This window comes from Rhodococcus sp. 5G237, assembly GCF_053764735.1.
In genome coordinates, this window is the sequence record NZ_JBSNCD010000012.1 from 29,342 (window position 1) to 55,196 (window position 25,855).

Below are 25,855 nucleotides of genomic sequence, written 5' to 3' on the forward strand. Positions count from 1 at the left end.
CGCCGGACGGGCAGGCGTCAGACGATGCAGGCGCCGGTCGCGACCGGCTGATTCACTCCGGCCATCTCCAGTTGCCGGCTCACCTCCGCGCCGGTGAGAACGAAACCGGTGTCGGTGTCGTCGACCGCCGCGCCGAAGACCATCCCGAGGACGCTGCCGGACGGATCGACCAGCGGACCACCCGAGTTGCCCTGCCGGATCGTGCCGCGCACCGTGTACACCTCGCGTTCGACGGTTCCTCCGCGGTAGATGTCCGGGCCCTGCAGGTCGAGCGTCTCGCGGATCCGCGCCGCGCTCGCCGTGTACGGGCCACCGCCCGGGTAGCCGAGCACGATCGCGTCGTCACCCGACTCCGCCGGCTCCGGGGCGAACCCCAGCGGCTGCGCGGTCAGTCCCGGCACCGCGAGGATCGCGACGTCCACCTCCGGATCGAAGAGCACGACGGTCGCATCGAGCGGGCCGCTCTCCGTATCGACGGTCACCGCCGCGGTTCCGGCCACGACGTGCGCGTTCGTCATCACCCGTTCGGGGGCCACGACGAAACCGGATCCTTCGAGCGCCTTCTGGCAGCTGGGTGCGACGCCGTTGATGCGCAGCACGCTCGTCTGCAGCCGGGCCGGGACCGATCCTTCGAGGAGACCACCGTCGGGTGCCTCCACCTCGGCGATCGGGGTGCGCCCGAACGGCCCGATCACCTCGGGCAGACCCGAGGTGTCGAGCAGCGCCGAGAACTCGTTGGGGATCGCGCGCATCCAGTCGGGGGCGACATCGTCGACGGTCCCGAGCACCTGGGAGCCTCGCACGGCCGCGGAGACGGCGGGCTGGGTCGTGGCGGTCAGCGGGATGGCGAGCAGCCACGCGGCGACGAGCACCGCGACCGACTGCAGACCGGCGCCGACGACGCTGTCCACCGCCCGCGCACCCGGACTGTGGATGCCGCTGCGCGCGGCACGTCCGAGCACCATGCCGGCCACCTCGCCGATCACCACCAGCACCACGATCAGAGCGATCCCGGCGAGGATGCGCATGCGCGCGTCGTCGATGTGCACGAGCACGTGCGGGGCGATGAGGATGCCCGCGACCGCACCGAGCAGCACGCCCAGGAAGGCCAGCGCCGAGGCGACGGCTCCCTGCCGGAGTCCGGAGGACGCGGCGATCAGGACGATCACCACGATGATCAGATCGATCCAGCCCGATCCGGTCATGATTCGACCACCCCCGTCTCCAGTTCGGCGAGTACGACGTCGAGGTCACGGACATCGTGGTGATCCCACTCGATCTCCCACCCCGACACCGCGAACAGACCCGCGAGCACACCCGCGGTGAAACCCCAGACCAGCATCCCGTCCACCTGGAATGCCGGGCCCTGATAGCCCAGCCGGTGCCGGACCTGGAAACGGTTGTCGGGGTCGAGCAACTCGTGCAGCGACACCCGGACCACGCGGATCGCCTCCTGCGGGTCGACCACGCCGACGGGGCTCGGGGTCTCCCAGTAGGCGACCACGGGGGTCACGTCGAAGCCGGAAGGCGGGATGAACAGTTCGGGGAGCACAGCGAGCGGCCGGATTCCGGACGGATCCAGGCCGGTCTCCTCCTCCGCTTCGCGCAGGGCGGTGTGGATGGCGCCGTAGTCCTCGGGATCGGCAGCGCCTCCGGGAAAGGCCACCTGTCCGCTGTGCTGCCGCAGCGTCGCGGCGCGCTGGGTGAGCAGGACGTCGGCGTCGGCGGGAAGTCCGCCGCGGGCGATCGGATCGGCCTCCGGCGACCCGCCGAACAGCACCAGCACCGAGGCCTGCCGCACCCGCGCGTCGCGCGGCGCGCGGCGGTTCAGGATCGGGTTGAGACCGTGCGGGTCGGTCGGCGACACCGAGGCGACACGCCGGAGCCATTCGGGGATCACGCGGCCACCCCCAGATGCTCCTCGACGACCGAAGCGACCTCGTCGGCCGACCGGAACGGGATCGGGAGCACCGCGGCGACCGATCCGTCCGCGCGGAGCAGCACCGTCACGGGAAGGACGGCGGGCGCACCGACCGCGGCCTGCACGCGACCCGAGCCGTCCTGCACACCCGGCAGATGCACGCCGTAATCGGCGAGCCTGCCGAGGGCGTTCGACTCGTTCGGGTCGGTGTGGACGGTGACGACGGTGACCTCCTCGCCCACCCGGGCGGCGTAATCCTGGAGAACCGGCAGTTCCTCGGCGCAGGGAGCGCACCACCACGCCCACAGGTTCACCACGGCGGGCTTTCCGGCGAGTGCGGTCGCGAGGTCGACGGAGGATCCGTCGCCCACGCACTCGAAGACCAGCCCGGCGAGCGGACCGGCAGGAGCGGGCGAGGACACGCCCGGCTGCGGACACGGATCCAGCGCGGCGGTCTCGCGCAGCGGGGCGAGGGACTGCGCGTCGTCCTGGGGTCGGCGATCCACGGGTGCGGCCGACGGGGTGGCCGGTCCCGAACCGGTGGCCGGCGGAGGGTCGCTGCGGTCGCGCGGCCAGATGGCGACGATCAACGCGATGACGACGACGAGTGCTGCCAGGCTCCAGCGGCCTGCTGTGGAAGGACGCACTCCGTCACCGCCCGGCCAGCTCGAGCAGGTGCTCGGTCTCCGGTCCCTTCACCAGCGCGGCCGCGGTCTGCGGATCGGTGGGCCCGGTCCCGTAGGAGGGGCAGTCCTTCGCGAGGACACACACCCCGCATGCCGGCTTGCGTGCGTGGCACACGCGCCGACCGTGGAAGATCACGCGATGGGACAGCAGCGTCCACTCCTTGCGCTCGATGAGCGCACCCACCGCGTGCTCGATCTTGACCGGATCGGTCTCGTCGGTCCATTCCCAGCGACGCACGAGCCGCTGGAAGTGGGTGTCGACCGTGATACCCGGCACATCGAAGGCGTTGCCGAGGATGACGTTGGCGGTCTTGCGGCCGATGCCGGGCAGTGCGACGAGCTCCTTCAGGCGGGCCGGCACCTCGCCGTCGTGCCGCTCGAGCAGAGCCTGGCCGAGACCGATGAGCGAGTTGGCCTTGTTGCGGTAGAAGCCGGTCGAGCGGATGTACTCCTCGAGCTCGGCGCGGTCGGCCTCCGCGTACGCGCGGGCGTCGGGATACCGGGCGAACAGAGCGGGAGTCACCTGGTTGACCCGCACATCCGTGCACTGTGCCGACAGGATCGTGGCGACGGCGAGCTCGAGCGGGTTCGTGAAGTCCAGCTCGCAGTAGACGTGCGGGAACGCCTCGGCGAGGCGACGGTTCATCCGTCGTGCGCGACGGACGAGGGCCAGTCGCGACTCCGGTCCGCGAGCCTTTCCGTTCACTCGGCGCGGGGCCGTCTCGGGGCTCTCGGACTGGGTGGCATGCACCTGATCCACTCTACGTAAACACTCTCCCCAGGATCCGGCCCCGTGTCTCTTCCGAGATCTTTCCGGTGTTTACTTCCGGGTATGCAAGCTCTTGCTGTCGTCCTCTTCCCGGTGCTGCTCATGTTGTTCGCACTGTCCATGGAACGTGTCGAAGCGCGCTTGAGTCGGTTGTCCGTCCGTGAGCAGGAAGTGGAGGAGTTCCTCGACAAGGCGGACCAGGCCGATGTCGCGGCCCTCGCTCGGGAAGGTTTCCCCGGGGCCCTGGCCCGCTTCCAGCGTCGCCGGCGCCGCGGACCGAGCGCCGACGGAGCGGATGATTCGGACGACCATCTCCGCGCGCGCCGCGCCAGCTGAACGACTACCTGCCGGTAGCCTCGAAGTGCCGATGATCGGTTTCGTCGACCGCTTCCGTGGTATCGGTCACTCACTCGTGCAGCGCGCACGATAGACTGGGCGCTCGTACGCCTGACAGGTGACCTGCCCGGGAAGTCCGTCGACGTGCAGACCCGGCAGTAGATGACGAATCATTCCCAAAAGGAGCGCACGTGGACGAGGTCCTGGCCAGAGCAGGCATCTTCCAAGGAGTCGAGCCCTCGGCGGTTGCGGCGCTGATCAAAGAGCTTCAGCCTGTAGATTTCCCGCGCGGCCATGTCATCTTCAACGAGGGTGAACCCGGCGACCGGCTGTACATCATCGTCTCCGGCAAGGTGAAGCTCGGGCGTCGTTCGCCCGACGGCCGCGAGAACCTCCTGACGATCATGGGCCCGTCCGACATGTTCGGCGAGCTGTCGATCTTCGACCCGGGTCCGCGCACCTCCACCGCCACCACCGTCACCGAGGTGCGCGCCGTGAGCATGGACCGCGACGCGCTCAAGGCGTGGATCGACCAGCGCCCCGAGATCGCCGAGCAGCTCCTCCGCGTGCTGGCCCGTCGTCTGCGTCGCACCAACAACAGCCTCGCCGACCTGATCTTCACCGACGTCCCCGGTCGTGTCGCCAAGGCGCTGCTGCAGCTCGCTCAGCGTTTCGGCACCCAGGAGGCCGGCGCCCTGCGTGTCACGCACGACCTGACTCAGGAAGAGATCGCGCAGCTCGTCGGCGCGTCCCGCGAGACCGTGAACAAGGCCCTGGCCGACTTCGCGCACCGCGGCTGGCTGCGTCTCGAGGGCAAGAGCGTGCTGATCTCCGACTCGGAGCGTCTGGCGCGTCGCGCTCGCTGACCCACGGATCGCCGAAAGGCCGGGACGCTCTGCGTCCCGGCCTTTCGTGTGTCTCACCTCAGCCGGCCGTGGTTGCTCCGGTTCAGCTGTGGCTGCGCAGGTACTCCAGCTGCACGTTGACCGACTTCTCCGCCGCACCCCACAGCGAGGGGTCGACGTCGGCGTAGACGTGCTCGACGACCTGCCGCGCGGAGGCATCGGTGCCGAGGGTTCGCAGTGCACCGCGCACCTGCTCGAGCCGGCCTTCCCGGTGTGCGAGGTACTCCCGCGCGATCGTCTCGAGGTCGGGCAGCTCGGGGCCGTGCCCGGGCAGCACCGTGTAGCCGCCGCCGAGTCCGATGAGCGACCTCAGCGACCGCAGGTAGTCGCCGAGGTCGCCGTCGGAGTCGTCGAGCACGGTCGTACCGCGGCCGAGGATGGTGTCGGCAGTGAGCACACTGCGGTCCTGTTCGATCACGAACGACAGCGAGTCGGCGGTGTGCCCCGGGGTCGCGACGACCCGGATGCGCAGACCCGCCGCCTCGACGACGTCGCCGTCGGACAGTTGCTGCCCACCGCCGTGGCGGTGTTCCGGCAGCACCGCGTGCACCGGGCATTCCGCGAGCTGCGAGAAACGCTCGGCACCCTCGGTGTGGTCGAAGTGGCGGTGACTGATGAGGGTCGCCGCCACCGGCACCTGCGCGATCCGCTCAAGATGCCCTTCGTCGAGGGGACCCGGATCGACCACGACGCACTCGTCGCTGCCGGGCGCCCGGAGGATCCAGGTGTTCGTTCCCTCGAGGGACATGATCGAGGGGTTCTCGGCCAGGATCACCGCGGCGTTCTCGGTGACCTGCCGCAACTGCGCGTAGGCGGGGTGGACCAGCGCCATCACTTGTGCCTCTCGTGTCGGGTCCGTCGGGAGCCGCCCTCGGTCGGGGAGGGTGGCGTCAGCGTACTTCCACCATCAGCTCGACCTCGACGGGAGCGCCGAGGGGCAGTTCGGCGACGCCGACGGCCGAGCGGGCATGCGCACCGACCTCACCGAAGATCTCCCCGAGCAGTTCCGACGCGCCGTTGATGACGCCGGGCTGACCGGTGAAGCCCTCGGCGGACGCCACGAAGCCGACGACCTTCACGACGCTCGCGATGTTGTCGAGTCCGACGAGAGCATCAACGGCGGCGAGCGCGTTGAGCGCGGCGGTGCGGGCCGCGGTCTTCGCCTCCTCCGCCGACACTTCGGCACCCACCTTGCCGGTGTGCGTCAGCTTCCCGTCGACCAGCGGCAGCTGACCGGAGGTGTAGACGACGTCGCCGTTGCGGACGGCGGGCACGTAGGCCGCCACCGGGGCGGCGACCGGCGGCAGGGTGATGCCGAGTTCGGTCAGGCGTGCGCTCCAGGTGTTGTGCGACACGGGTCAGCCCTTCGGACGCTTGAGGTAGGCGACGTGCTGCTCACCGGTGGGGCCGGGCAGGACGGTGACGAGCTCCCAGCCGTCGGCACCCCACTGGTCGAGGATCTGCTTGGTCGCGTGCGTGAGCAGCGGCACGGTTGCGTATTCCCATGTGGTGGTTTCACTCATGTCCTGACCCTATCCGGCACCGTTCACCGTCCACGACTTATAGGCTCGTGATCGTGGCATCTCCGACATCACATTCCGGCGAATGGCCGGCAGGCGCCGCCCAGGCGCGACTGCACTTCGTGTCCGGCAAGGGTGGCACCGGGAAGTCCACCGTGGCCGCTGCGCTCGCGCTGGCGCTCGCCGCCGGAGGTCGCAAGGTCCTGCTCGTCGAGACCGAGGGACGTCAGGGCATCGCGCAGCTGTTCGACGTCCCGCCGCTCCCGCCGGTCGAGACGAAGATCGCGACCGCGCCGGGTGGCGGGGAGGTGTCGGCTCTCGCGATCGACATCGAGGCGGCCTTCCTCGAATACCTCGACATGTTCTACAACCTCGGATTCGCAGGTCGCGCGATGCGACGGATGGGGGCGATCGAGTTCGTGACCACGCTCGCGCCGGGTCTGCGCGACGTGATCCTCACCGGCAAGATCAAGGAGACGGTGGTGCGGACCGACGCGTCGGGTACCCCCGTCTACGACGCGGTCGTCGTCGATTCCCCGCCTACCGGCCGCATCGGCAGCTTCCTCGACGTCACCAAGGCCATGGCCGATCTCGCGAAGTCCGGTCCGATCCGGTCGCAGAGCGAGGGCGTGGTCCGGCTGCTGCACTCCGACCAGACCGTGGTCCACCTGGTGACCCTGCTCGAGGCTCTGCCGGTGCAGGAGACGGCCGACGCGGTGGACGAACTCGAGGCCGCCGATCTCCGGATGGGCACGGTGATCGTCAACCGCACCGCCCCCGAACACCTGCCCGAGGAACTCGTCGACGACGTCGCCGCCGGCCGCATCGCGGGGCCCGCGGTCCGGACGACCCTGGAGAAGGTGTCCATCAAGCTGTCCGACGACGATTTCGCCGGCCTGCTGACCGAGACCATCGAGCACGCCGCGGTACTCCAGGCGCAACAGGTGAGCGCCGCTCAACTCGACGAAGTGAAGGTGGCACGCATGTCCCTACCGGCCCTGGCCGACGGTGTCGATCTCGGTGGCCTCTACGAACTCGCCGACGCCCTCGCCGAGCAGGGTGTCCGATGAGCGCACCGATCCGGAAGGCCCTCGACGTCGGCAGCATCCTGGACGACCGCTCGTCCCGGGTGATCGTGTGCTGCGGATCGGGAGGTGTCGGCAAGACGACCACCGCCGCGGCGCTCGCGTTGCGCGCGGCCGAGCGGGGCCGCAGCGTCGTGGTGCTCACGATCGACCCGGCGCGGCGACTGGCGCAGGCCCTCGGGGTCGCCTCGCTCGACAACTCCCCGCAGAAGGTGGAGCTCGGGCCGGAGGCGAAGGGCGAGCTGCACGCGATGATGCTCAACATGCGTCGCACCTTCGACGACATGGTGCTCGAGCACTCGACGCCGGAGAAGGCGCAGCAGATCCTCGACAACCCCTTCTATCAGACCGTGGCGTCGTCCTTCTCCGGCACGCAGGAGTACATGGCGATGGAGAAGCTCGGTCAGCTCGCGCAGAGCGACGAGTGGGATCTCATCATCGTCGACACCCCGCCGTCCCGGAACGCGCTCGACTTCCTCGACGCTCCCCAGCGGCTCGGAGCCTTCCTCGACGGCCGGATGATCCGGATCTTCACTGCACCCGGGCGTGGCTTCGGCCGCCTGGTGACCGGCGCGATGGGGCTCGCGCTCAAGGCGGTCTCGACGATCGTCGGGAGCCAGATGCTGTCGGACGCGTCGGCCTTCGTGCAGTCGCTGGACTCGATGTTCGGGGGCTTCCGCGAGCGCGCCAACCGCACCTACCGGTTGCTGCAGCAGCCGGGAACCCACTTCATGGTGGTCGCGGCACCCGAACCCGATGCGCTGCGCGAGGCGTCGTTCTTCGTCGAGCGACTCTCGGGCGATCGCATGCCGCTGTCGGGCCTGGTGCTCAACCGCACCCATCCGACACTGTCGGCGCTGCCGTCCGATCACGCCCTCGCCGCAGCGGACCAGCTCGCCGAGGAGGAGGGCGTGGACGCGAAGGCCGCGGAGGCCGTTCTCCGCATCCACGCGCACCGGGCCGTGATCGCCAAGCGGGAGCTGCGGTTGCTACGCAACTTCACCGCGGCGAATCCCGCCGTCCCCGTGGTCGGGGTGCCCTCGCTGCCCTTCGAGGTCTCGGATCTCGAGGCGCTGCGGGCGGTGGGTGAGCAATTGACCCGCGAGGCGTGATGTCTCGCGGGTCATGATCTCGGCGGTTCGTACCGGTGAGGTGGTGACTAGACCGCGCTCTGGTGCTGTCGCTGCGCCTGGAAGAAATCGGCCCAGGACTCGACCTCGGGATGCTGCTTGAGGAGAGCACGACGCTGCCGCTCCGTCATGCCTCCCCACACGCCGAACTCGACACGGTTGTCGAGGGCGTCCGCCCCGCACTCGAGCATCACCGGGCAGTGCCGGCAGATCACCGCAGCCTTGCGCTGTGCTGCGCCACGCACGAACAGTTCATCGGGATCGACTTCGCGGCAGCGAGCCTTGGAGACCCAAGCGATGCGCGCTTCGGCCTGATCGACGTCGAGTCGGGTCGTCGGGGTGGTCATGTGCATTCAGTTGCCCCTTTACTTTCCGAACGCCGGTTCGCGGTGTTCGAGGTCTGCGCCGCCCGTGTGCCGCGACGGCGCGAAACCTGCCCGTCAAGGTGTTATCTGCGTCACACTGATGTCTCAATCTAGGTAAACTGATGCCCACGCGCAAGGCGAACGAAACCTTTTCTGGTACGTACGTACAAAGTTGCACGTCGGAGACGTTTTCACAGCGCCCGTCGTGCCACGCCCGCTCCCTGGAAACGGCCGGCCGGTCCCCCGCCACGTAGTGTGTAGGCGTGTCGATCCGAAGAACGGTGGCGAAGCTCGCTGGTTGCACGGCCCTCGGCGGCGTTCTCGTAGCAGGGATGCTCTTCCCCGCAGCGGGTGGATTCGGGTACGTCTCGAACCGCGCCGCGGACACCGTCGACAACAGTTCCGCAGAGCTCGTCGAAGGTGTCGTCCCAGCCGTGACGACCATGGTCGACAAGGCGGGCGAGCCGATCGCGTGGCTCTACGACCAGCGTCGCTTCGAGGTGCCCAGCGACCAGATCTCCAACGAGATGAAGCTGGCGATCGTCTCGATCGAGGACAAGCGGTTCCCCGAGCACCAGGGCGTCGACTGGCAGGGCACGATCCGCGCGTTCCTCACCAACACCACGAGCGGTCAGGTCGAGCAGGGCGCCTCCACGATCGACCAGCAGTACGTCAAGAACTACCTGCTGCACGTGATCGCGAAGACCGACGCCGAACGCCGCGCGGCGATCGAGACGACGCCGGCCCGCAAGATCCGTGAGATCCGCATGGCGCTGACCCTCGACGATCAGCTCACCAAGGACGAGATCCTCACCCGCTATCTGAACCTCGTCCCCTTCGGCAACGGGTCGTTCGGCATCCAGGACGCCGCCCAGACCTACTTCGGCATCGACGCGAAGGACCTGAACATCCCGCAAGCCGCGATGCTCGCGGGCATGGTGCAGTCCAGCTCGGCGCTGAACCCGTACACCAATCCCGACGGTGTGCTCGCCCGTCGCAACATCGTGCTCGACACGATGATCGACAACATCCCGGAGCGCGCCGACGAGATCCGCGCTGCGAAGGAACTGCCACTCGGCGTGCTGCCCGAGCCCAACACGCTCCCCCGCGGCTGCATCGCCGCCGACGACCGCGGCTACTTCTGCGAGTACGCGCTGCAGTACCTCGAGAACTCCGGCCTGTCGCGCGAGCAGATCGACCGGGGCGGATATCTCATCCGCACGACCCTCGACCCCGAGGTCCAGAACTCCGTCAAGGAGTCGCTCGACCGGTTCACCAGCCCCACCGTCGACGACGTGGCCTCGGTGATGAACGTGATCGAGCCGGGCCAGGATTCGCACAAGGTCCTCGCCATGGGGTCGAGCCGCAAGTTCGGTCTCGACGCCGAGGCCAAGGAGACGGTCCAGCCGCAGCCCTACTCGCTGGCCGGTCACGGCGCCGGGTCGATCTTCAAGATCTTCACCGTCGCCGCCGCCATGGAACAGGGTCTCGGCACCTCTGCCGTGCTCGACGTCCCGTCCCGCTACAACGCCCGCGGTCTGGGCGACGGCGGTGCCCGCGGCTGCCCGGCCAACTACTACTGCGTCGAGAACGCCGCGCCCTATCCGTCGCGACTGTCGGTGACCGACGCGCTGGCACAGTCGCCGAACACGGCGTTCGTCAAGCTCATCGAGGCCACCGGCGTCGACGCGGTTGTCGACATGTCGGTGCGCCTGGGCCTGCGGTCGTACCTGCAGCCCCGCACCTCCGGCTTCGGCGACCAGTCGATGGCCGAGATGCAGAAGGACCAGCACCTCGGCTCGTACACGCTCGGGCCGACGTGGATCAACGCGCTGGAGCTGTCGAACGTCGCGGCGACACTCGCCTCGCACGGCAAGTGGTGCCCGCCCAGCCCGATCGAGGAAGTGTTCGACCGCGAGGGCAAGCCCGTGCCGATCACGCAGCAGGCGTGTGAGCAGGTGGTCGAGCCCGGCCTCGCCGACACCCTCGCGACGGCGATGAGCAAGGACACCTCCGCCGGCGGTACCGCTTCGGGTGCCGCGGGGTCGGTGGGCTGGAACCTGCCGGTCGCGGCGAAGACCGGTACGACGGAGTCGCACATGTCGTCGGCCTTCCTCGGCTTCACCAACCGGTTCGCCGGTGTGGTCTACACCTACGGCGACTCCCCCACCCCCGGCCAGATCTGCTCGGGTCCGGTCCGCCCCTGCTACGACGGCAACCTCTTCGGCGGTACCGAACCGGCGCGGACGTGGTTCTCGGCGATGCTGCCGGTGGCGAACAAGTTCGGTTCCATCGAGCTGCCCGCCCCCGATCCCCGGTACGTCCGCGGCGCGGGCAACGCCCAGGTTCCGGACGTGACGGGCCTGTCGAAGGACCGCGCTGTGCAGCGACTGCAGGACGCCGGATTCTCGGTCTCGGAGGCCACGATCGCCGGTGAGGAACGCGCCGGAACGGTGACGGGTACGTCCCCGAGCGGCTCGGCCGTCCCGGGATCGACGGTCACGCTGTTCATCAGCGACGGATCGGTCCGCGTGGCTCCCACCACGAGCGCCACCCCGGCCCGCCCGCGCGACCGCGAGGTGCCCGACACGACCCGCCGGTCGACGCCCGCGCCCATCCCGGGACGTGAGCTCGAGCAGAGCGAGTCGAGTCCGCCGGCGGAGGAGGAGTCCACTCCCACGACGACACCGAGCCGCCCCGACAACTGAGCCGCAGGGCTTCCACGGCCGTGCAGTTCTCGTCGCCTCGTCCTCGTGACGGTCGACGAGAACTGCACGGCCGTTCGGTTACAGGCGTGAACGCACGGCTGCGGACAGGCGCTTGCCGTCGGCCTTGCCTGCCGCGATCTCGGTAGCGGCCTTCATCACCTGGCCCATGTTCTTCGGGCCCGGCCGCGCGCCGAGTTCCTCCGCGACGCGCGCGAGGGCGGTGTCGACGACATCGACGAGCTCGGCATCGGTCAGCGGGGTGGGCAGGTACTCGTCGATGATCCGCGCCTCGGCGTGCTCCTTGGCCGCGAGCTCGCCGCGTCCGTTCTCGGTGTAGATCTCGGCGGCCTCGCCGCGCTTCTTCGACTCCTTCGCGAGGACCTCGAGCACCTCGTCGTCGGACAGCTCACGCGCCTCCTTGCCGGACACCGCCTTGTTCCGGATCGCCGCGAGCAGCATCCGGAGCGTCTCGGTCCGCAGCTTGTCCTTGTCCTTCATCGCTGCGGTCAGGTCCGTCCGCAGCCTGGATTCGAGGGAGGATGTGGTGTCGCTCATGCCGGAAACGCTACGCGGGGCAGGCGAACCACGTGCGAGGTCCACGCACGGCGGTACGCTGGAGAAGTGCCTGACCTGTCTGCAATTCGCCGCGTAACCCTCGGTGCTGCCGGCGCCGCCGCTCTCGGCCTCGGTTACGCCACGCTGATCGAACGGAACGCGTTCACTCTTCGCGAGGTCACGGTGCCGGTGCTCGCGCCCGGCGCGTCGACACTGCGGGTCCTGCACATCAGCGACCTGCACATGACTCCCAACCAGAAGCTGAAACAGAACTGGTTGCGCGAGCTCGACGGCCTCGAGCCCGACCTCGTCGTGAACACGGGCGACAACCTGTCGCATCCGAAGGCCGTTCCGGCCGTCGTCCAGGCGCTCGGCGGACTCCTCGCCCGCCCGGGCCTGTTCGTCTTCGGGAGCAACGACTACTTCGCTCCCGTGCTGAAGAACCCGCTCGCCTACTTCGACAAGGAGCACGACCGCGTCTACGGTCCTCCGCTCCCGTGGGGCGACCTGCGTGCGGCGTTCACCGAGCGTGGCTGGCAGGACATGACGCACGTGCGCCGCGACATCGAGGTCGGCGGCGTGCGCATCGCCGTCGGTGGTGTCGACGACCCGCATCTCGACCGCGACCGGTACGAGACGATCGCCGGCGCGGCCGATCCCTCGGCCGATCTGCGGCTGGGCATGACGCACTCCCCCGAGCCGCGAGTGCTCGATCGCTTCGCCGAGGACGGCTACGACCTCGTCCTCGCGGGCCACACCCACGGCGGTCAGCTGTGCCTGCCGTTCTACGGCGCGCTGGTGACCAACTGCGGGATCGACCGGTCGCGGGTGAAGGGCGCGTCGCGCTGGGGTGCCCGCATGCGACTGCACGTCTCCGCGGGCATCGGCACCTCGCCGTTCGCTCCTGCCCGGTTCTTCTGCCGTCCGGAGGCCACACTGCTCACCCTCGTTCCGGCCTCGCGCGACACCGCGCAGCAGGCCAGCGGCGACGCGGCAGAGCGCGCCGGGTTACGTCGCTGACCAGCCGATTTAATCTTCTGCGGCCTCGTGTTGTAAGCTGACCGAGGTTCAATACGGGGTGTGGCGCAGCTTGGTAGCGCGCTTCGTTCGGGACGAAGAGGTCGTGGGTTCGAATCCCGCCACCCCGACTCGTGGAAGAACTCGTCAGGGCACTTTCTCCTCACGGAGAAGGTGCCCTGACTGCATTCTCGGTCCCGACGTGACTTCCGATGAATCCGAGTGACAAGAGCGGTCTCGACCGATGGGCGACGAATGGCGGATCGTTCACGAACATCAATCCGTCCCGTTCCTCTTGGACGGTTCGTTCTTCGCCGCCATCGCCTCACGGAGTAGCCCTCTCGATCTGCGCCCGCGAGGAAAGCGAGCACCGTTCATCAGCAAAAGATTCTTCAAGTTTGTTTTGAGCCTGAAAAACAGACTTATATGCCCTAAACTGAAACGCGGCACCGCACTCGCGAGACGCTCCGGCTCCGGTCGGGGGGAACGGAAATCAGCGGATGACGCGACGACACAGGGCCTCCCAGCAGGACGCGCCGGAGAACTCCGGAGGTTCCACACTCACCAGACCACGACCACGGCGACGACGGTGGCTCGCCGTCCTCATGCTCGTCGCGTGCGCGTTCATCGCCGCGGGAGTGCCCGTCTACGTGGCCCCGCAGATCGAGATCGAGAACCTCAGCCCGTATCGCCGGGCCGATGCGATCTTCGTCCTCGGCGGTGCGATCTACGAGCGCTATCCCTACGCGCTCGAACTCGCACTCGAAGGCTTCGCACCCGAGGTCGTGGTGTCGAATCCCAACGGCACGAAGGACGTCTGGTTGACGGACCTGTGCGACCACCCGCGTTACGAATTCCCCGTCACGTGCTTCGAGCCGGATCCGCCGACCACTCGCGGTGAAGCGATGGAACTGCGTCGCCTCGCGGAACAACGCGGCTGGGAGAGCGTCATCGTCGTGACGTTCGTGCCGCACGTCTCCCGCGCGCGCTTCATCCTCGACCGATGCTTCGATGGCGAACTCATCATGGCCGCCAGCCCTGCCGACATCGCCCTGTCGTACTGGGCGTGGGCGTACGCCTACCAGACCGCCGGCTACATGCGGGCCTTCTCGCACACGGGGTGCTGAGCGAGCCTGCTGTGGCGCATCCGGGTCCTGACGAGCTACTCACGTGCACCGTGAAACATCGGAGCCGTTCCCTTCGATGTGTCCGTAGCGCTCGATATCGCGCGCACGACCGACACTGGAACGAAGGTGCCCCCGATGGATTTCCCGGTTCTCGTCAAGGGGCAGAACATGCCGCTTCCGACAGACGTCTCGCAAGTCGACATCGTCCTGGGCTGGACGGAAGCGGACACCGAGGTCGACGCCTCGGCGCTGCTCCTCGCCGATTCGGGCAAGGTGAGGTCCGACGCGGATTTCGTCTTCTACAACCAGCCGGAATCGGCCGACGGTTCCGTCCGGTTCCTGGGGAACGGAGCGACGGAGGAAGGCGCGCAGGCACGCATCAGCATCGATCTCGCGACGGTGCCCGACGATGTACACACGATCGCCTTGGCAGGCAGCCTCTACGACGGCACCTTCGGCGACCTCGGGAAGCTGACCCTGCGGGTCGTGGATCCGACAGGTCGCCCCGTGGCCGAGTACATCACTGCGGACGCGAACACCGAATCCGCATTCGTGTTCGGCGAGGTCTACCGCCGGGACGGCGCCTGGAAGGTCCGTGCGATCGGACAGGGATGGGCCTCCGGTCTGGCCGGACTGGCACAGGACTACGGCGTGGAGGTGGACGACGCCGCCGAGGACGACGATCGGACGCCTCTCTCGACGACTTCGGTCTCCGCAGACGAGGAAATCACCGTTCCTCCGCAGACTCCCGAGCCCGCTCCTGCCGCGACGACCGCCACTCCCGCACGAAAGCAGTCCGGCGTACGTACGACCAAACGAACCGCCCGGAAGCCGAAGCCGATCACCTTCTCCCAAGCCGAGCAGGAGAGCTGGCAACCCGCGCGCCTCTTCTCCGTAGCCGGAATCGGTGCGGGTGACGAACAAGAACGTCGAGCGACTTCCGCGCTCGTCGCGACCATGCAGGCAGTGCCCCCGTTCGCTCGTGCCGTGTGCCTTCGTCTCGGCGCTCCCGCCGGCGCTTTCGAGGGTTACCTGGAGGTGCCGTACGAGCGAGGTGAATCGCGGGTGGTACCCGATGCGGTACTCAAGGTCGCGCGAGGAAGCCGACGGTGGACGGCCTTGGTCGAGGTGAAGACGGGCAACGGCAAACTCAAGCGTGAACAGCTCGAGAACTACCTCGATGTCGCACGTCGCAAGAAGTACGACGTCGTCGTCAGCATCTCCAACGACATTCCCGCGTCTGCGGGGGAACTGCCCGTCGCAGTGGACCGGCGCAAGCTCGCCAAGGTCTCGCTTCGGCACCTCGCATGGGCGGAGATCGCTCACGAAGCACGCATGGTGCTGTCCCACGGCGAACTGGAAAGCGATCTCCAGGACTGGATCCTGCGTGAGTTCCTGCGCTATATCGATCACCCTCGCAGCGGGGTCTCGGAATTCGTCGATATGGGACGTCACTGGGTCGCTGTTCGCGACGCCGTCACCGCGGGCACACTCCGGGCCGGTGACTCCAAGGCGCTCGCCGTTGCGAGCACCTGGGTCGCGTTGGCTCGCCACCTGGCGCTCCGGTTCACCGCAGAACTCGGGGTCCCGGTGACACATGTGCTGCCGCGCCGCTTCGCGACCGATCCGGACGCACGGAACGCCCACGTCGCCGACCGCCTCGCGACCGACGGAGTCTTCGAAGCCGTGCTGCGAATTCCGGATACCGCAGGTGATCTCGTGGTCTCGGCGGACCTGCGTACCAACAAGGTCCGCTGTCGCACGACCGTCGATGCACCTGACGAAGGGACATCGCGCAAGCGGGTGTCGTGGCTGGTCAAGCAGTTGAAGACCGCACCCGGAAACGTGCAGCTCGAAGCGGTGTTCTCCGAGCGTGGCAACGAAGCGTGCGAACATCTCGACACCGTGCGTACCGACCCTCGAGTCCTCACCGAGGGCCGCGCCGGCGACATCGTGTCCTTCACTCTCGAGCAGACGTTCCCGCTGGGCAGCCGACGCTCGTCCGGTACCGCGACCGGCTTCATCACGAGCGTGACGTCGTCGGCCGACGCCTTCTACGGCGAGGTGGTGCAGCCGCTACGGGTATGGGTTCCCGCCGCTCCCCAGCAGACGGAGCAGCCGGGACCGTTACCGATGGACTCCGACGAGGACTGATTCATCGTTCGTCGACGATCAGGGCAGCAACCGGTCGAGGAACCGGTTGCTGAACACCCGATGGGGGTCGTACTGCTCGAAGGCCGCGAGCGCGGCGTCCCAACCCTGCCCGGACGGCAGACCGGTGCGGTACATGGCCGGCACCGTCTCCCCGAGGAAACCGGGGTCGCGGTAGCCGCCCTGATCGTCGAACGCCCAGCCCTTCGACCACTCGGATCGGAAGGTCGCGTAGTCGCCCGAGTAGTGGGCGGCCATCCACTGCTCCATCTCGCGGAAGAAGGACGGCATCCCGGCCGTTCCGGGGATCGAGACCACGTTCATCCAGATCGCGGTGTCCCAGTCGGGCCGGTCGGGGCGGGGACGCACCGGCGACAGGTCGGGCACACCGGCGGCGTCGACGAGCACCTCGTCGGCGTCGTCGACCTTGCACAGGCGTACCTCGAACGGCATGTTCACGGGGTACTGGCCGAGCGAGGCGTAATGCGTCATCCGCTCGTGCAGCCACGTCGTGAACTCGTTGATGACGCGGGCGATGTTGTCGCGTCTCGTCACGACGACACCGCCACCGGCGACCACGCGCAGGGTCGCGGCGCGCAGGTAGAACAGCAGGTCCTTGGACCAGCCCCACAGATCGTTCGTGCCGGTCGCTGCGAGTCCCGCGGCCACCGCACCGAACTGCGACGCACCGAAGGCCGGTGTGACGCCCTGGGCGCCGCGCACGACCTGCCCCAGCAGGTCGGTGAGTTCCTCGGGCAGGCTGTCCGAGAAGTAGTAGTTGTAGGGGCCCTGCACCTCACGGGAGGCGGCGGGCTTCTCCGGGGAGACCGACCAGATCTTGAGCCAGGGCGTCTCGGTGAAGGGGAACCAGATCGCCTCGACCCGCCCGTGCTCCTCGACGTAACGCTCGAAGGTGCGTCCCGGCGAGCCGGGCGGTGCGAACAGTTCGCGCCACGGGATGTCGGTGAAGCTCTGGCAGCGCACCCGGTAGTTCGCTCCGGCCTGCAGCGTCACGGAGGTGACGAAGGTGCGTCCGAGGTGGGCGAGCAGGGGTCCGATCTCCGGGTCGGCGCGGCGGAACTCGCGGAGTTCGTAGGCACCGGCCGACGGGTTCCACACCACGGCGGTCAGGGCCAGGACGAGATTGGACAGGGAGCCGAACGACTGGCCGGGGATCACCGTCTCCCCCGCTGCCGGATAGGTGGCGCCGTGGGCACCGATCGACAGTGCCCCTGCGATGGAGATGTCGCCGATGGCGGGCGAGTTGGCCCAGCCGAGTCCGTTGGCTTCGAGCGCGGTGAGGATCGCTTCGATGCTCGCGCCACCGCCGGCCGTCACGCGCGGAGGTGCGGCGCCCGCGTCGACGACGACCTGGTTCAGCTGCGACATGGTGTCGACCAGCACGACGTTCTCGATGTCCTGCCCGGCCTCGAGGGTGAGCGGACTCCAGCTGTGCATCGATCCTCGGGGACGGATCCGGAAGCCGTGGGCGTGTGCCCAGTTCGCGAGGCGGACGACGTCGTCGGCGGTGCGCGCGGTCGCGGTCCACACCGCGTCGAACCGGATGGTCTTCGCCCAGTTGACGAACTGTTGCTGCGAGAGCGGGATGTCGGCCGGGAAGTCCGGCGGCGCGGGGATCGTCGCGGCCGGGTCGCCGAGCGGTACCGCACCCGCGAGCGTCCATCCCGTGCCTGCAAGGACGGCCGCTCCCGCGGCTGCTCCGAGAAGACCGCGACGACTGACGGTGGGACCAGAGGCTCGAGCGCTCACGAGGGCGGGTTCCGTTCTGTTCTGCGGGCACGGACTCCGCAAAAATAGAACAAGTTCCCTCTATTCTCCAGCACCGCTACCGGTGTGCGGCACCTTCGCTCCAGAACGACAGGCCCGACGCCTCCAACGTGCCGAGGATGTGTTCGGGCGCGCCGTCGACCGACCAGACCGCCATCGCGACCGCCGCCACGGTGAGGGCCGGACCGAGAATGCCGAGTTCGAACGGGCCACCCGCACGGATGGACAACGCCGACGGCAGCTTGATCTCCCACCAGCGCGACCCGCGCCAGGGCACGAACGGCGCGAGGAAGGGGATGCCTTCTTTGGTGATGGCGTCGCCGAGACAGTGCGTCGCGCATCCGAGGGCCACCGCGACCCCCAGGCCAGTGGACGCGACCTCCTGCGGGAACCACGTCCACGACAGGATCGACAGTGCCGCCGCGCTCAGGGTGACGACCACCCATCCGCGCTTCTTCGCCCACGACCCGAACAGCCCGCGCAGCGCGAGACCGAGAGTGACGAACAGGACCCCGATGATCGCTTCCCTGCCGAAGCTCGCGACGAGCGCCGAGACTCCGGCGCCGAGCAACGCCGCGAACAGCGCGGTGTGCGTCATGGTGCGGTGCCCGCCGCGCCGCTTCCGGTCGCGGCTGCCCTTGGTGAGCGAGTAGTAGCCGAGCGAGACCGCGTCGATGCCCTTGGCGAAGGTCTGGCTCACGGGTCCGAACGACCTCGCGACCGTCGACTGCGCCGTGTCGAGATCCGGAAGCAGGGCCGCCCCCGAACACACTGCCGCGAAGGCGAAGGTCTCCGCGGTGGATGCGGGTGCACCCCAGTCGGGAGGAAGCAGATCGGCGACGACGAGCCCCACCAGCGCCCCGGATACTGCATGGGTAGGACCCATCACCATGTCGGACAACACCTTTCGACGAACAAGCGCGAACACGGCCCCGCGTGACGACGCCGGCCCGGATCTCCAACCTAACAACCACAGCCGACACAGCTGTCACACGCGTGTTCGAACAGCCGATATGTTCGGCAGACGCCGGCAGGGCCGCCCACCGTAAGAGGTGGACGGCCCTGCCGTCTGTGCCGAATTCCTCGTTTGCGAGGAAGATGGAGTTGTTGCCGTCGGATGGAGGGAGAGCGACATGGACACCACGCTGATCGTGCTGGCGCTGGCAGCCCTGATCTACTGGTGGGGACTGCTCTGATCCCGCCGGATCTCCCCCGGTGACGGGTCAGGCTCCGGCGCGCACGCCCGCCTCGACCCGCTTGCCGAGCTCCTCGTCGACGTTGCGCCAGTACTCGAAGATCCGCTCGTAGAGCGCCTCCGAGGTACCGCCGAGGACGTGTCCGACGATGTTGTTCACGAGGCGTTCGCGCTCCGCGTCGTCCATCACCTCGCGGACGAGGGTGCCCGCCTGACCGAAGTCGTCGTCCTCGGGGTGCTGCACGTATCCCGCACGCACGGCCTCGGTTCCGAAGTTCCACAGACCTTCGTCACCGGCCCGCTCGGGATCGGCGTGCGGACCGCCGAAGCTGTTCGGTGCGTAGACCGGGGTCTGCGGATCGTTGAAGGTGTAGGCCATGTTGCCCTCCTTGCTGTAGGAGTCGACACGGGCGGCCTTCGCGGAGTTCACCGGCAGCTGTGCGTGGTTGACGCCGATGCGGTAGCGATGGGCGTCGGCGTAGGAGAACACGCGGCCGAGCAGCATCTTGTCGGGAGAGAAACCGATGCCCGGCACGACGTTCGACGGGGCGAACGCGGCCTGCTCGATCTCCGCGAAGAAGTTGCGCGGGTTGCGGTTCAGGGTCATCGTGCCGACCTTGATCAGCGGGTAGTCCTTCTGCGACCACACCTTGGTCAGGTCGAACGGGTTGAACCGGTAGTTCTCCGCCTCCGCGACCGGCATGATCTGCACGTGGAGCGTCCAGCTCGGGAACTCGCCGCGCTCGATCGACTTGTAGAGGTCGGCGCGGTGGTAGTCGGGATCCGAGCCGGCGAGGCGGTCGGCCTCGTCCTGGGTGAGGAACTCGATGCCCTGGTCGGTCTTGAAGTGGTACTTCACCCAGAAGCGCTCACCGTCGGCGTTGATCCACTGGTAGGTATGCGAACCGAAGCCGTCCATGTGGCGCCACGTGCGCGGCAGGCCACGGTCGCCCATCAGCCAGGTGACCTGGTGTGCCGTCTCGGGACGCAGGGTCCAGAAGTCCCACTGCATCGTGTGGTCGCGCAGGCCGGAGCCGGGCAGACGCTTCTGCGAGTGGATGAAGTCGGGGAACTTGATCGGGTCCTTGATGAAGAAGATCGGCGTGTTGTTGCCGACGAGGTCGTAGTTCCCGTCCTCGGTGTAGAACTTCAGGGCGAAACCGCGCGGGTCGCGCCAGGTGTCGGGGCTACCCTGCTCACCGGCGACCGTCGAGAAGCGTGCCAGCATCTCGGTTTTCGCGCCCGGCTGGAACAGCTTTGCCTTCGTGTAGGCGGAGACGTCCTCGGTGACGACGAGCTCACCGAACGCGCCGGCGCCCTTGGCGTGCACGACACGCTCGGGCACCCGCTCGCGGTTGAAGTGTGCGAGCTTCTCGACCAGGTAGTGGTCGTGGAGCAGGATCGGTCCCTGGGCACCCGCGGTCAGCGACTCGTTGTCGCTGGCGACGGGGATACCGACATTGTTCGTGGTGTAACGGGCATTCGTCATGATGACCTCCGAATACGTGTGTTCCGGGTCTCGGGACACGAAGCCGGTGGTTCGGCCCGCGGAGGGACCGGACCACCGGTGAAGCGAGTGGGCGCTAGTCGGCGCGACAGTCGGGGCACAGGCCCCAGAAGGTGACCTCTGCTTCGTCGATGACGAAGCCGTGGTCGTCGGACGGCGTCAGGCAGGGTGCGGCCCCGACGACGCAGTCGATGTCGACGACCGTGCCGCAGGCGCGGCACACGAGGTGGTGGTGGTTGTCGCCGATGCGGGTTTCGTACCGCGCGGGTGATCCGGCCGGTTCGATCCGGCGGAGCAACCCGTTCCCCACGCATGCCTTGAGTACGTCGTACACGGCCTGCGTCGACACCGAGCCGAGTTCGTCGCGCACGTGGGCGGCGATTCCATCCGCATCGGAATGCGGATGCTCGGCAACGGTTCTCAGTACGGCAACGCGGGGAGCGGTCACCCGCAGACCCACGGAGCGCAGTTGCTCCTTGGGGTCGAAGTGATGCTCGTGTCCTTGTTGCATGACACCAAGTATGCCCCTTTTCTGGAATAAGTCAAGAAAAGGATCGGTGCGGCGCTGACCTACATGCGCGACACGACTCGCGACGCGCCCGTGGACATCCGCCCGGAGGTGATGACGATGCCGTGGTGGGTGCCCGGGCGCAGCCAGTGGCTCAGCGTCGGTCCCTCCGCCGCGACGGTCACCCGCGCGTAGCGGAACTTCCCCCGCAACCGGGCGGTGGCACGTTCGACGGCGCCACCGGGGATCGGCTGGGCGAAGGTCAGCCCACCCGCGATCGGCAGTTCCGGACCCTTCGGCGCGGCCGAGGTGGCCACGCTCCATCGGGCGCCGGTCGCGGAGAAGTCGCCGAGGACGTCGCCGTCGAACTTCGCGAGCACCTTCGGCAGCTTCCAGTGCTCGCGACCACCGTGCACCGACGGCTCGGAGTCGACGGCGATGAACGGCACCGCCATCGCCGGGATCAGGCCACGACGCAGCACCGGGCTGGCCAGCACCTCGCGGTACGGCCCGACCGGCGAGTCGAGATAGTCGACCATCATCGCGAGCGTGATGGGCAGGATCGCGCCGGTCGGCCCGTACTGGGCGGCATCCGGGGTGCTGCGATGCCACCACAGGGTGGCCCGCACGGCGGCCGGCCAGGGTGGTGGCGGCGAGACCGGATAGTCGGTGCGTTCGTCCTCGCTCTCAGGCACTGTCCAGAGCACGGGCGCTCTCCTTCCGAACGGGGGTGATGGGCAGTCGCAGCGCCGCCGGAGCCTCGACGGGCACGGCCGGTCGCACGGGCGGCACGGGCTGCACGGGTTCGTAGGCCGACCCCAGCGGGGGGCGGTTGTCCTTCTCCCCCTTGTTCGGCCACAGCGCCAGCGCACGTTCGGCCTGCGCGGTGATCGTGAGGGACGGGTTCACGCCGAGGTTGGCGCTCACCGCGGAGCCGTCGACGACGTGCAGACCCTCGTGTCCGTAGACCCGCAGGTACGGGTCGACGGTGCCGGTACGCGGCGAATCGCCGATCGCGCATCCGCCGAGGAAGTGCGCGGTCATCGGGATGTTGAACAGATCGGCGATCGAACCGCCGGCGTCACCGTCGATCTTGTCGGCGACGCGGCGAACCGCCTCGTGGCCCACCGGGATCCACTCGGGCGGCGGGGTGCCCGGTCCCTGCTTGCTGGTCAGGCCGCGGCCGATCGGCGTGCGCCGGGTCGCGAGCTCGAGCGAATTGTCGTCGGTCTGCATCACGAGAGCGATGACCGTGCGCTCCGACCAGTTCCGCACCGACAGGGAGCGGAGGAAGGCAGCGGGATTCTTCGCGGCGACACCGAAGAACTTCAGCAGTCGCGGCATCCGCGTGCCACCGTCGACGAGCAGCGCCTGCAGCAGGCCGATCAGGTTGCTGCCCTTGCCGTACCGCACCGGTTCGATGTGGGTGTGGTCGTCGGGGTGGAAGGACGACGTGATGGCCACACCCTGCGTGTAGTCGACGACGCGGTCCTGCGCGGTCGCGGCGAGCACCGCCTCGGAGTTGGTGCGCACCACGGTGCCGAGAGCCGGCGACAGGTTCGGCAGGTCGCCGGTTTCGCGGCTCGCGAGCAGCAGGCGCGCCGTGCCGTAGGTACCGGCCGCGATCACCACCTGGTCGGCCGTGAAGATCTTGCGGCGCTTCCTGATGCCGTCGGTGCTGCGGGTGTGGACCTCGTACCCGCCGCCGGCACGGGGCACCACACGGGTCACCGTCGTGAGGGCGTGGATGTGCGCGCCGGCCTTCTCCGCGAGGTAGAGGTAGTTCTTGACGAGCGTGTTCTTCGCTCCCACACGGCAACCCGTCATGCAGCTGCCGCACTCGGTGCAGCCGGTGCGGTCGGGGCCGGCTCCGCCGAAGAACGGGTCGGGCACCGTCTTACCGGGTTCGTCGAAGAACACACCGACCGGGGTGGTCGTGTAGGTGTGGCCGACACCCATCTCGTCGGCGACCTGACGCATCACCTCGTCCGCGGGCGTGGTGCTGGGATTGGGACGGACGCCGAGCATCCGTGCCGCCTGGTCGTAGTACGGGGTCAGTTCCGCTTCCCAGTCGGTGATGTGACCCCACTGCGGGTCGCGGAAGAAGGGCGTCGGCGGCTTGTACAGGGTGTTGGCGTAGTTCAGCGACCCGCCACCCACACCCGCTCCGGCCATGACGAGCACGTTGGGCAGCAGGTGCATGCGCTGCACCCCGTAGCACCCCAGCTGCGGAGCCCACAGGTACTTGCGCAGCCGCCAGCTCGTCTCGGGCAGCTCGTCGTCCTCGAAGCGCCGCCCGGCCTCGAGAACTCCTACCTTGTATCCCTTCTCCGTGGCGCGCAGTGCTGCCACGCTGCCGCCGAATCCGGATCCGATGACGAGGACGTCGTAATGGGTCATGCGCTCGCTCCTGCCGTCGCGCGGTACTCGGTGTAGCTCTCCGGGTCGAACTGCTTGGTCCTCGCCCGGTACTGCCACGTGAAGGTCGGCCACATCACGGAGTTGCGGCCCTTCTCGTCGATGTACCAGCTGCTGCAACCACCCTGGTTCCAGACCGTGTTGTTCAACGCCGGGTCGAGATCGGCGGTGTAGCGGCGCACCGCGTCGTCGCGCACCTCCACGGCCGAGATTCCGCGACGCTCCATCGTGCGCAGCGCGTCGGAGATGTAGTTGGCCTGGGATTCGAGCATGTACACGATCGAGCTGTGGCCGAGATTGGTGTTGGGGCCGTACATGAGGAACAGGTTGGGGAAGCCGGGCACGGTGATACCGAGATAGGCCGAGGGGCTGCCGTCCCACGTCTCGGCGAGGGTGCTGCCGTCGCCACCGCGGATATGATGCGCGACCGGCGGTTCCGTCGGCGTGAAACCGGTACCGAAGATGATGGTGTCGACCGGATACTCGGTGCCCTTGTCGTCGACGACACCGTTCTCGGTGACCGCCGCCAGACCGGAGGACACCACGTCCACCTTCGGGCGGGTGATGGCCGGGAACCAGTCGTTGGACAACAGGATCCGCTTGCAGGTGATCGCGAAATCGGGGGTCAGGCGCTTGCGCAGTTCGGGATCGCGCACGCTCTTGCGCAGCACCCGGCGAGCCCGGACCTCGAACAGCGGCAAGAAGTACTTGCGGGCGAAGGACTTCGTCATGCCGACGACGTAGATCTCCTTCTGTCCGTACACGAATCCGCGCATGAGCTTCTGGGCCACGGGGAAGCGCCGGTAGAGCGTGCGGACCGACCGCGCGATGACGTGGTCGTGCTTGGGCATCACCCAGGAGGCGGTGCGCTGGAACAGCGTGAGATGTTCGACGCGGTCGACGATCGCCGGCACGAACTGGATGGCAGACGCTCCGGTACCGATGACGGCGACACGCTCACCCGTGAGGTCATGGTCGTGATCCCACTCGGCCGAGTGGAACTTCTTGCCGCGGAACAACTCCAGGCCGGGAACCTTCGGGTATGTGGGTGTGGAGAGGGCGCCGGTCGCGGCGACGAGCACGTCGGCGGTCAGGTCGCCGCGGGAGGTGGAGATCCGCCACACGGCACGCTCGGCGTCCCACTGGGCCTCGCGCAGTTCGCATCCGAACATCGTCCGGTCGGTCACGCCCTGCTCACGTGCAACACGGCGAAGGTACGCGTAGATCTCTTCCTGGGTGCCGTGCGCTCGCGACCAATCGGGTTCGGGCGCGAAGGAGAACGAGTACAGCGCGCTCGGAACATCGCATGCGGCACCGGGATAGGTGTTCACGCGCCAGGTTCCGCCGACGTCGTCACCGCGCTCGAGGACGAGGACGTCGGCGTCGGGGTTCTCGTGCAACAGTGTTGCAGTCATACCGATGCCGCCGAAGCCCGCGCCGACGACGAGCGTGTGCACGTGATCGGGAAGCAGTGCGAGACTCATTTCATCACCAGCGCCTTCCAGACCGGGAGCAGGCGCTCCCGGAATTCTCGATCGGATTCGGGGGTACGCATCAGGGCCGAGACGGCGAAGCCCCGGGCGATTTCGATGCTGAGGTCGATGTGCTCGGGCGAGACCCTGTCGCCCATGATCTCCAGGCAACCCGTGCGGAGCGCGTCCGACACCTTGCGTTCGAGCGGGATCATCGCCTCGTGCAGGGACGAATCGGTCCGCGCCGCGACCCACAGTTCGAGCGCTGCGGCGAAGAGCGGGCCGGAGAAGGCGTCCATGAGCGCTTCGAAGCCGTGCTCCGGGTCGGGTCGTGTCTCGAGGATCTCCTGCAGCCGCTTGTCGACGAGGTGCTCGACCGCCGCGACGACGAGGCTCTCCTTCGTCGGGAAGTGGTGGAGTTGGGCGCCTCGCGAGACTCCGGCACGTTTGGCGATGCCCTGCGTGCTGGTTCCCGAATAGCCGTGCTCGACGAGCGAGTCGACCGCGGCGTCGAGCAGCCTGGCTCGCGTCGCGGCTGTGCGTTGCGCCTGGGTGCGACCACCGTTCGGCGCAGTGTCCTGGATCACGCTTCGCAGCGTAACGGGAAAACAACAAACAGTCCAGACTGCTTGTAAATATTTCTCGGGCCTACAGGATCAGGCCCGAAACGCGACGGAGCGGGTGGACCCGAA

Annotated in this window: 25 protein-coding genes and 1 tRNA gene; 9 read left to right on the plus strand and 17 right to left on the minus strand. The window is 68.1% G+C overall.

The annotated features are described in order from the left end of the window. Positions 1 to 17: 17 nt before the first annotated feature. From ACWPOC_RS23665 to nth, 4 genes are read right to left on the minus strand one after another with little or no spacing between them, the layout of a single operon-like run. On the minus strand, positions 18 to 1,205 hold the full coding sequence (locus ACWPOC_RS23665; protein ID WP_159416879.1) for a MarP family serine protease: 1,188 nt from the start codon (positions 1,203 to 1,205) through the stop codon (positions 18 to 20). Further along, complete coding sequence (locus ACWPOC_RS23670; protein WP_455409420.1) at positions 1,202 to 1,900, minus strand: NUDIX hydrolase; 699 nt, start codon at positions 1,898 to 1,900, stop codon at positions 1,202 to 1,204. The genes ACWPOC_RS23665 and ACWPOC_RS23670 overlap by 4 nt, the downstream gene beginning before the upstream one ends. Further along, positions 1,897 to 2,568: a TlpA disulfide reductase family protein gene (locus ACWPOC_RS23675; protein WP_120281220.1), complete on the minus strand. Its 672-nt coding sequence runs from the start codon at positions 2,566 to 2,568 to the stop codon at positions 1,897 to 1,899. The genes ACWPOC_RS23670 and ACWPOC_RS23675 overlap by 4 nt, the downstream gene beginning before the upstream one ends. Positions 2,569 to 2,572: 4 nt before the next feature. Further along, a complete protein-coding gene (gene nth, locus ACWPOC_RS23680) occupies positions 2,573 to 3,367 on the minus strand; it encodes an endonuclease III (protein ID WP_120281219.1) in 795 nt (264 codons plus the stop codon). Between the two features lie 72 nt (positions 3,368 to 3,439). Here nth and ACWPOC_RS23685 point away from each other — a divergent pair, with 72 nt between their 5' ends. Next, positions 3,440 to 3,712: a hypothetical protein gene (locus tag ACWPOC_RS23685; RefSeq protein ID WP_183070632.1), complete on the plus strand. Its 273-nt coding sequence runs from the start codon at positions 3,440 to 3,442 to the stop codon at positions 3,710 to 3,712. A 191-nt stretch (positions 3,713 to 3,903) separates the two neighbouring features. Then, positions 3,904 to 4,578: a Crp/Fnr family transcriptional regulator gene (locus ACWPOC_RS23690; RefSeq protein ID WP_006552426.1), complete on the plus strand. Its 675-nt coding sequence runs from the start codon at positions 3,904 to 3,906 to the stop codon at positions 4,576 to 4,578. Positions 4,579 to 4,660: 82 nt separating this feature from the next. Here the strand turns inward: ACWPOC_RS23690 and ACWPOC_RS23695 are convergent, their stop codons facing one another. The 3 genes from ACWPOC_RS23695 to ACWPOC_RS23705 are packed head-to-tail and all read right to left on the minus strand — an operon-like array spanning position 4,661 to position 6,140. Next, positions 4,661 to 5,449, minus strand: a complete 789-nt coding sequence (locus ACWPOC_RS23695) for an MBL fold metallo-hydrolase (protein WP_120281217.1) — start codon at positions 5,447 to 5,449, stop codon at positions 4,661 to 4,663. A gap of 58 nt (positions 5,450 to 5,507) precedes the next feature. After that, on the minus strand, positions 5,508 to 5,972 hold the full coding sequence (locus ACWPOC_RS23700) for a RidA family protein (protein ID WP_159416880.1): 465 nt from the start codon (positions 5,970 to 5,972) through the stop codon (positions 5,508 to 5,510). A gap of 3 nt (positions 5,973 to 5,975) precedes the next feature. Then, entirely contained in the window at positions 5,976 to 6,140 is a 165-nt protein-coding gene (locus tag ACWPOC_RS23705) for a DUF4177 domain-containing protein (protein WP_006552429.1), read from the minus strand. Between the two features lie 50 nt (positions 6,141 to 6,190). Here ACWPOC_RS23705 and ACWPOC_RS23710 point away from each other — a divergent pair, with 50 nt between their 5' ends. Then, the gene (locus ACWPOC_RS23710; RefSeq protein WP_372474249.1) at positions 6,191 to 7,207 is read left to right on the plus strand and encodes an ArsA family ATPase; all 1,017 of its coding nucleotides are present in this window, start codon (positions 6,191 to 6,193) and stop codon (positions 7,205 to 7,207) included. After that, a complete protein-coding gene (locus ACWPOC_RS23715; RefSeq protein ID WP_455409421.1) occupies positions 7,204 to 8,334 on the plus strand; it encodes an ArsA family ATPase in 1,131 nt (376 codons plus the stop codon). The genes ACWPOC_RS23710 and ACWPOC_RS23715 overlap by 4 nt, the downstream gene beginning before the upstream one ends. Positions 8,335 to 8,381: 47 nt before the next feature. Here ACWPOC_RS23715 and ACWPOC_RS23720 read toward each other — a convergent pair whose 3' ends face one another. Further along, positions 8,382 to 8,705, minus strand: a complete 324-nt coding sequence (locus tag ACWPOC_RS23720) for a WhiB family transcriptional regulator (RefSeq protein ID WP_006552432.1) — start codon at positions 8,703 to 8,705, stop codon at positions 8,382 to 8,384. 293 nt (positions 8,706 to 8,998) lie between these two features. Between ACWPOC_RS23720 and ACWPOC_RS23725 the strand changes: the two genes are divergently transcribed. Then, positions 8,999 to 11,425 carry a penicillin-binding protein gene (locus ACWPOC_RS23725; protein ID WP_120281215.1) on the plus strand — a complete coding sequence of 809 codons (2,427 nt, stop codon included), beginning with the start codon at positions 8,999 to 9,001 and terminating at the stop codon, positions 11,423 to 11,425. A gap of 78 nt (positions 11,426 to 11,503) precedes the next feature. On the opposite strand, the gene ACWPOC_RS23730 is transcribed toward ACWPOC_RS23725, so the two are convergent. Then, complete coding sequence (locus ACWPOC_RS23730) at positions 11,504 to 11,980, minus strand: GatB/YqeY domain-containing protein (protein ID WP_120281214.1); 477 nt, start codon at positions 11,978 to 11,980, stop codon at positions 11,504 to 11,506. Between the two features lie 66 nt (positions 11,981 to 12,046). Between ACWPOC_RS23730 and ACWPOC_RS23735 the strand changes: the two genes are divergently transcribed. From ACWPOC_RS23735 to ACWPOC_RS23750, 4 genes are all read left to right on the plus strand, one after another. Continuing rightward, positions 12,047 to 13,000 (plus strand): metallophosphoesterase, encoded by a 954-nt coding sequence (locus ACWPOC_RS23735; RefSeq protein ID WP_120281213.1) that lies wholly within the window; start codon positions 12,047 to 12,049, stop codon positions 12,998 to 13,000. A gap of 54 nt (positions 13,001 to 13,054) precedes the next feature. Next, positions 13,055 to 13,128, plus strand: a tRNA-Pro gene (locus ACWPOC_RS23740). Between the two features lie 474 nt (positions 13,129 to 13,602). After that, positions 13,603 to 14,124 (plus strand): YdcF family protein, encoded by a 522-nt coding sequence (locus ACWPOC_RS23745; protein WP_120281212.1) that lies wholly within the window; start codon positions 13,603 to 13,605, stop codon positions 14,122 to 14,124. A 135-nt stretch (positions 14,125 to 14,259) separates the two neighbouring features. Beyond that, positions 14,260 to 16,278, plus strand: a complete 2,019-nt coding sequence (locus ACWPOC_RS23750) for a TerD family protein (RefSeq protein WP_455409422.1) — start codon at positions 14,260 to 14,262, stop codon at positions 16,276 to 16,278. Positions 16,279 to 16,296: 18 nt separating this feature from the next. On the opposite strand, the gene ACWPOC_RS23755 is transcribed toward ACWPOC_RS23750, so the two are convergent. From ACWPOC_RS23755 to ACWPOC_RS23790, 8 genes are all read right to left on the minus strand, one after another. After that, a complete protein-coding gene (locus ACWPOC_RS23755; protein ID WP_120281210.1) occupies positions 16,297 to 18,045 on the minus strand; it encodes a cholesterol oxidase substrate-binding domain-containing protein in 1,749 nt (582 codons plus the stop codon). 76 nt (positions 18,046 to 18,121) lie between these two features. Continuing rightward, positions 18,122 to 18,955 (minus strand): metal-dependent hydrolase, encoded by an 834-nt coding sequence (locus ACWPOC_RS23760; RefSeq protein WP_230792513.1) that lies wholly within the window; start codon positions 18,953 to 18,955, stop codon positions 18,122 to 18,124. 331 nt (positions 18,956 to 19,286) lie between these two features. Then, a complete protein-coding gene (locus tag ACWPOC_RS23765) occupies positions 19,287 to 20,747 on the minus strand; it encodes a catalase (protein ID WP_455409423.1) in 1,461 nt (486 codons plus the stop codon). Positions 20,748 to 20,841: 94 nt separating this feature from the next. Beyond that, on the minus strand, positions 20,842 to 21,276 hold the full coding sequence (locus tag ACWPOC_RS23770) for a Fur family transcriptional regulator (protein WP_024102806.1): 435 nt from the start codon (positions 21,274 to 21,276) through the stop codon (positions 20,842 to 20,844). Positions 21,277 to 21,335: 59 nt separating this feature from the next. Beyond that, complete coding sequence (locus ACWPOC_RS23775) at positions 21,336 to 21,968, minus strand: hypothetical protein (protein ID WP_455409454.1); 633 nt, start codon at positions 21,966 to 21,968, stop codon at positions 21,336 to 21,338. Beyond that, the gene (locus ACWPOC_RS23780; RefSeq protein WP_192378616.1) at positions 21,961 to 23,673 is read right to left on the minus strand and encodes an FAD-dependent oxidoreductase; all 1,713 of its coding nucleotides are present in this window, start codon (positions 23,671 to 23,673) and stop codon (positions 21,961 to 21,963) included. The genes ACWPOC_RS23775 and ACWPOC_RS23780 overlap by 8 nt, the downstream gene beginning before the upstream one ends. Further along, on the minus strand, positions 23,670 to 25,175 hold the full coding sequence (locus ACWPOC_RS23785) for a flavin-containing monooxygenase (RefSeq protein ID WP_120281206.1): 1,506 nt from the start codon (positions 25,173 to 25,175) through the stop codon (positions 23,670 to 23,672). Before ACWPOC_RS23785 ends, ACWPOC_RS23780 begins: the two co-directional genes overlap by 4 nt. Beyond that, positions 25,172 to 25,750 (minus strand): TetR/AcrR family transcriptional regulator, encoded by a 579-nt coding sequence (locus ACWPOC_RS23790; RefSeq protein WP_120281205.1) that lies wholly within the window; start codon positions 25,748 to 25,750, stop codon positions 25,172 to 25,174. Before ACWPOC_RS23790 ends, ACWPOC_RS23785 begins: the two co-directional genes overlap by 4 nt. Positions 25,751 to 25,855 lie beyond the last annotated feature (105 nt).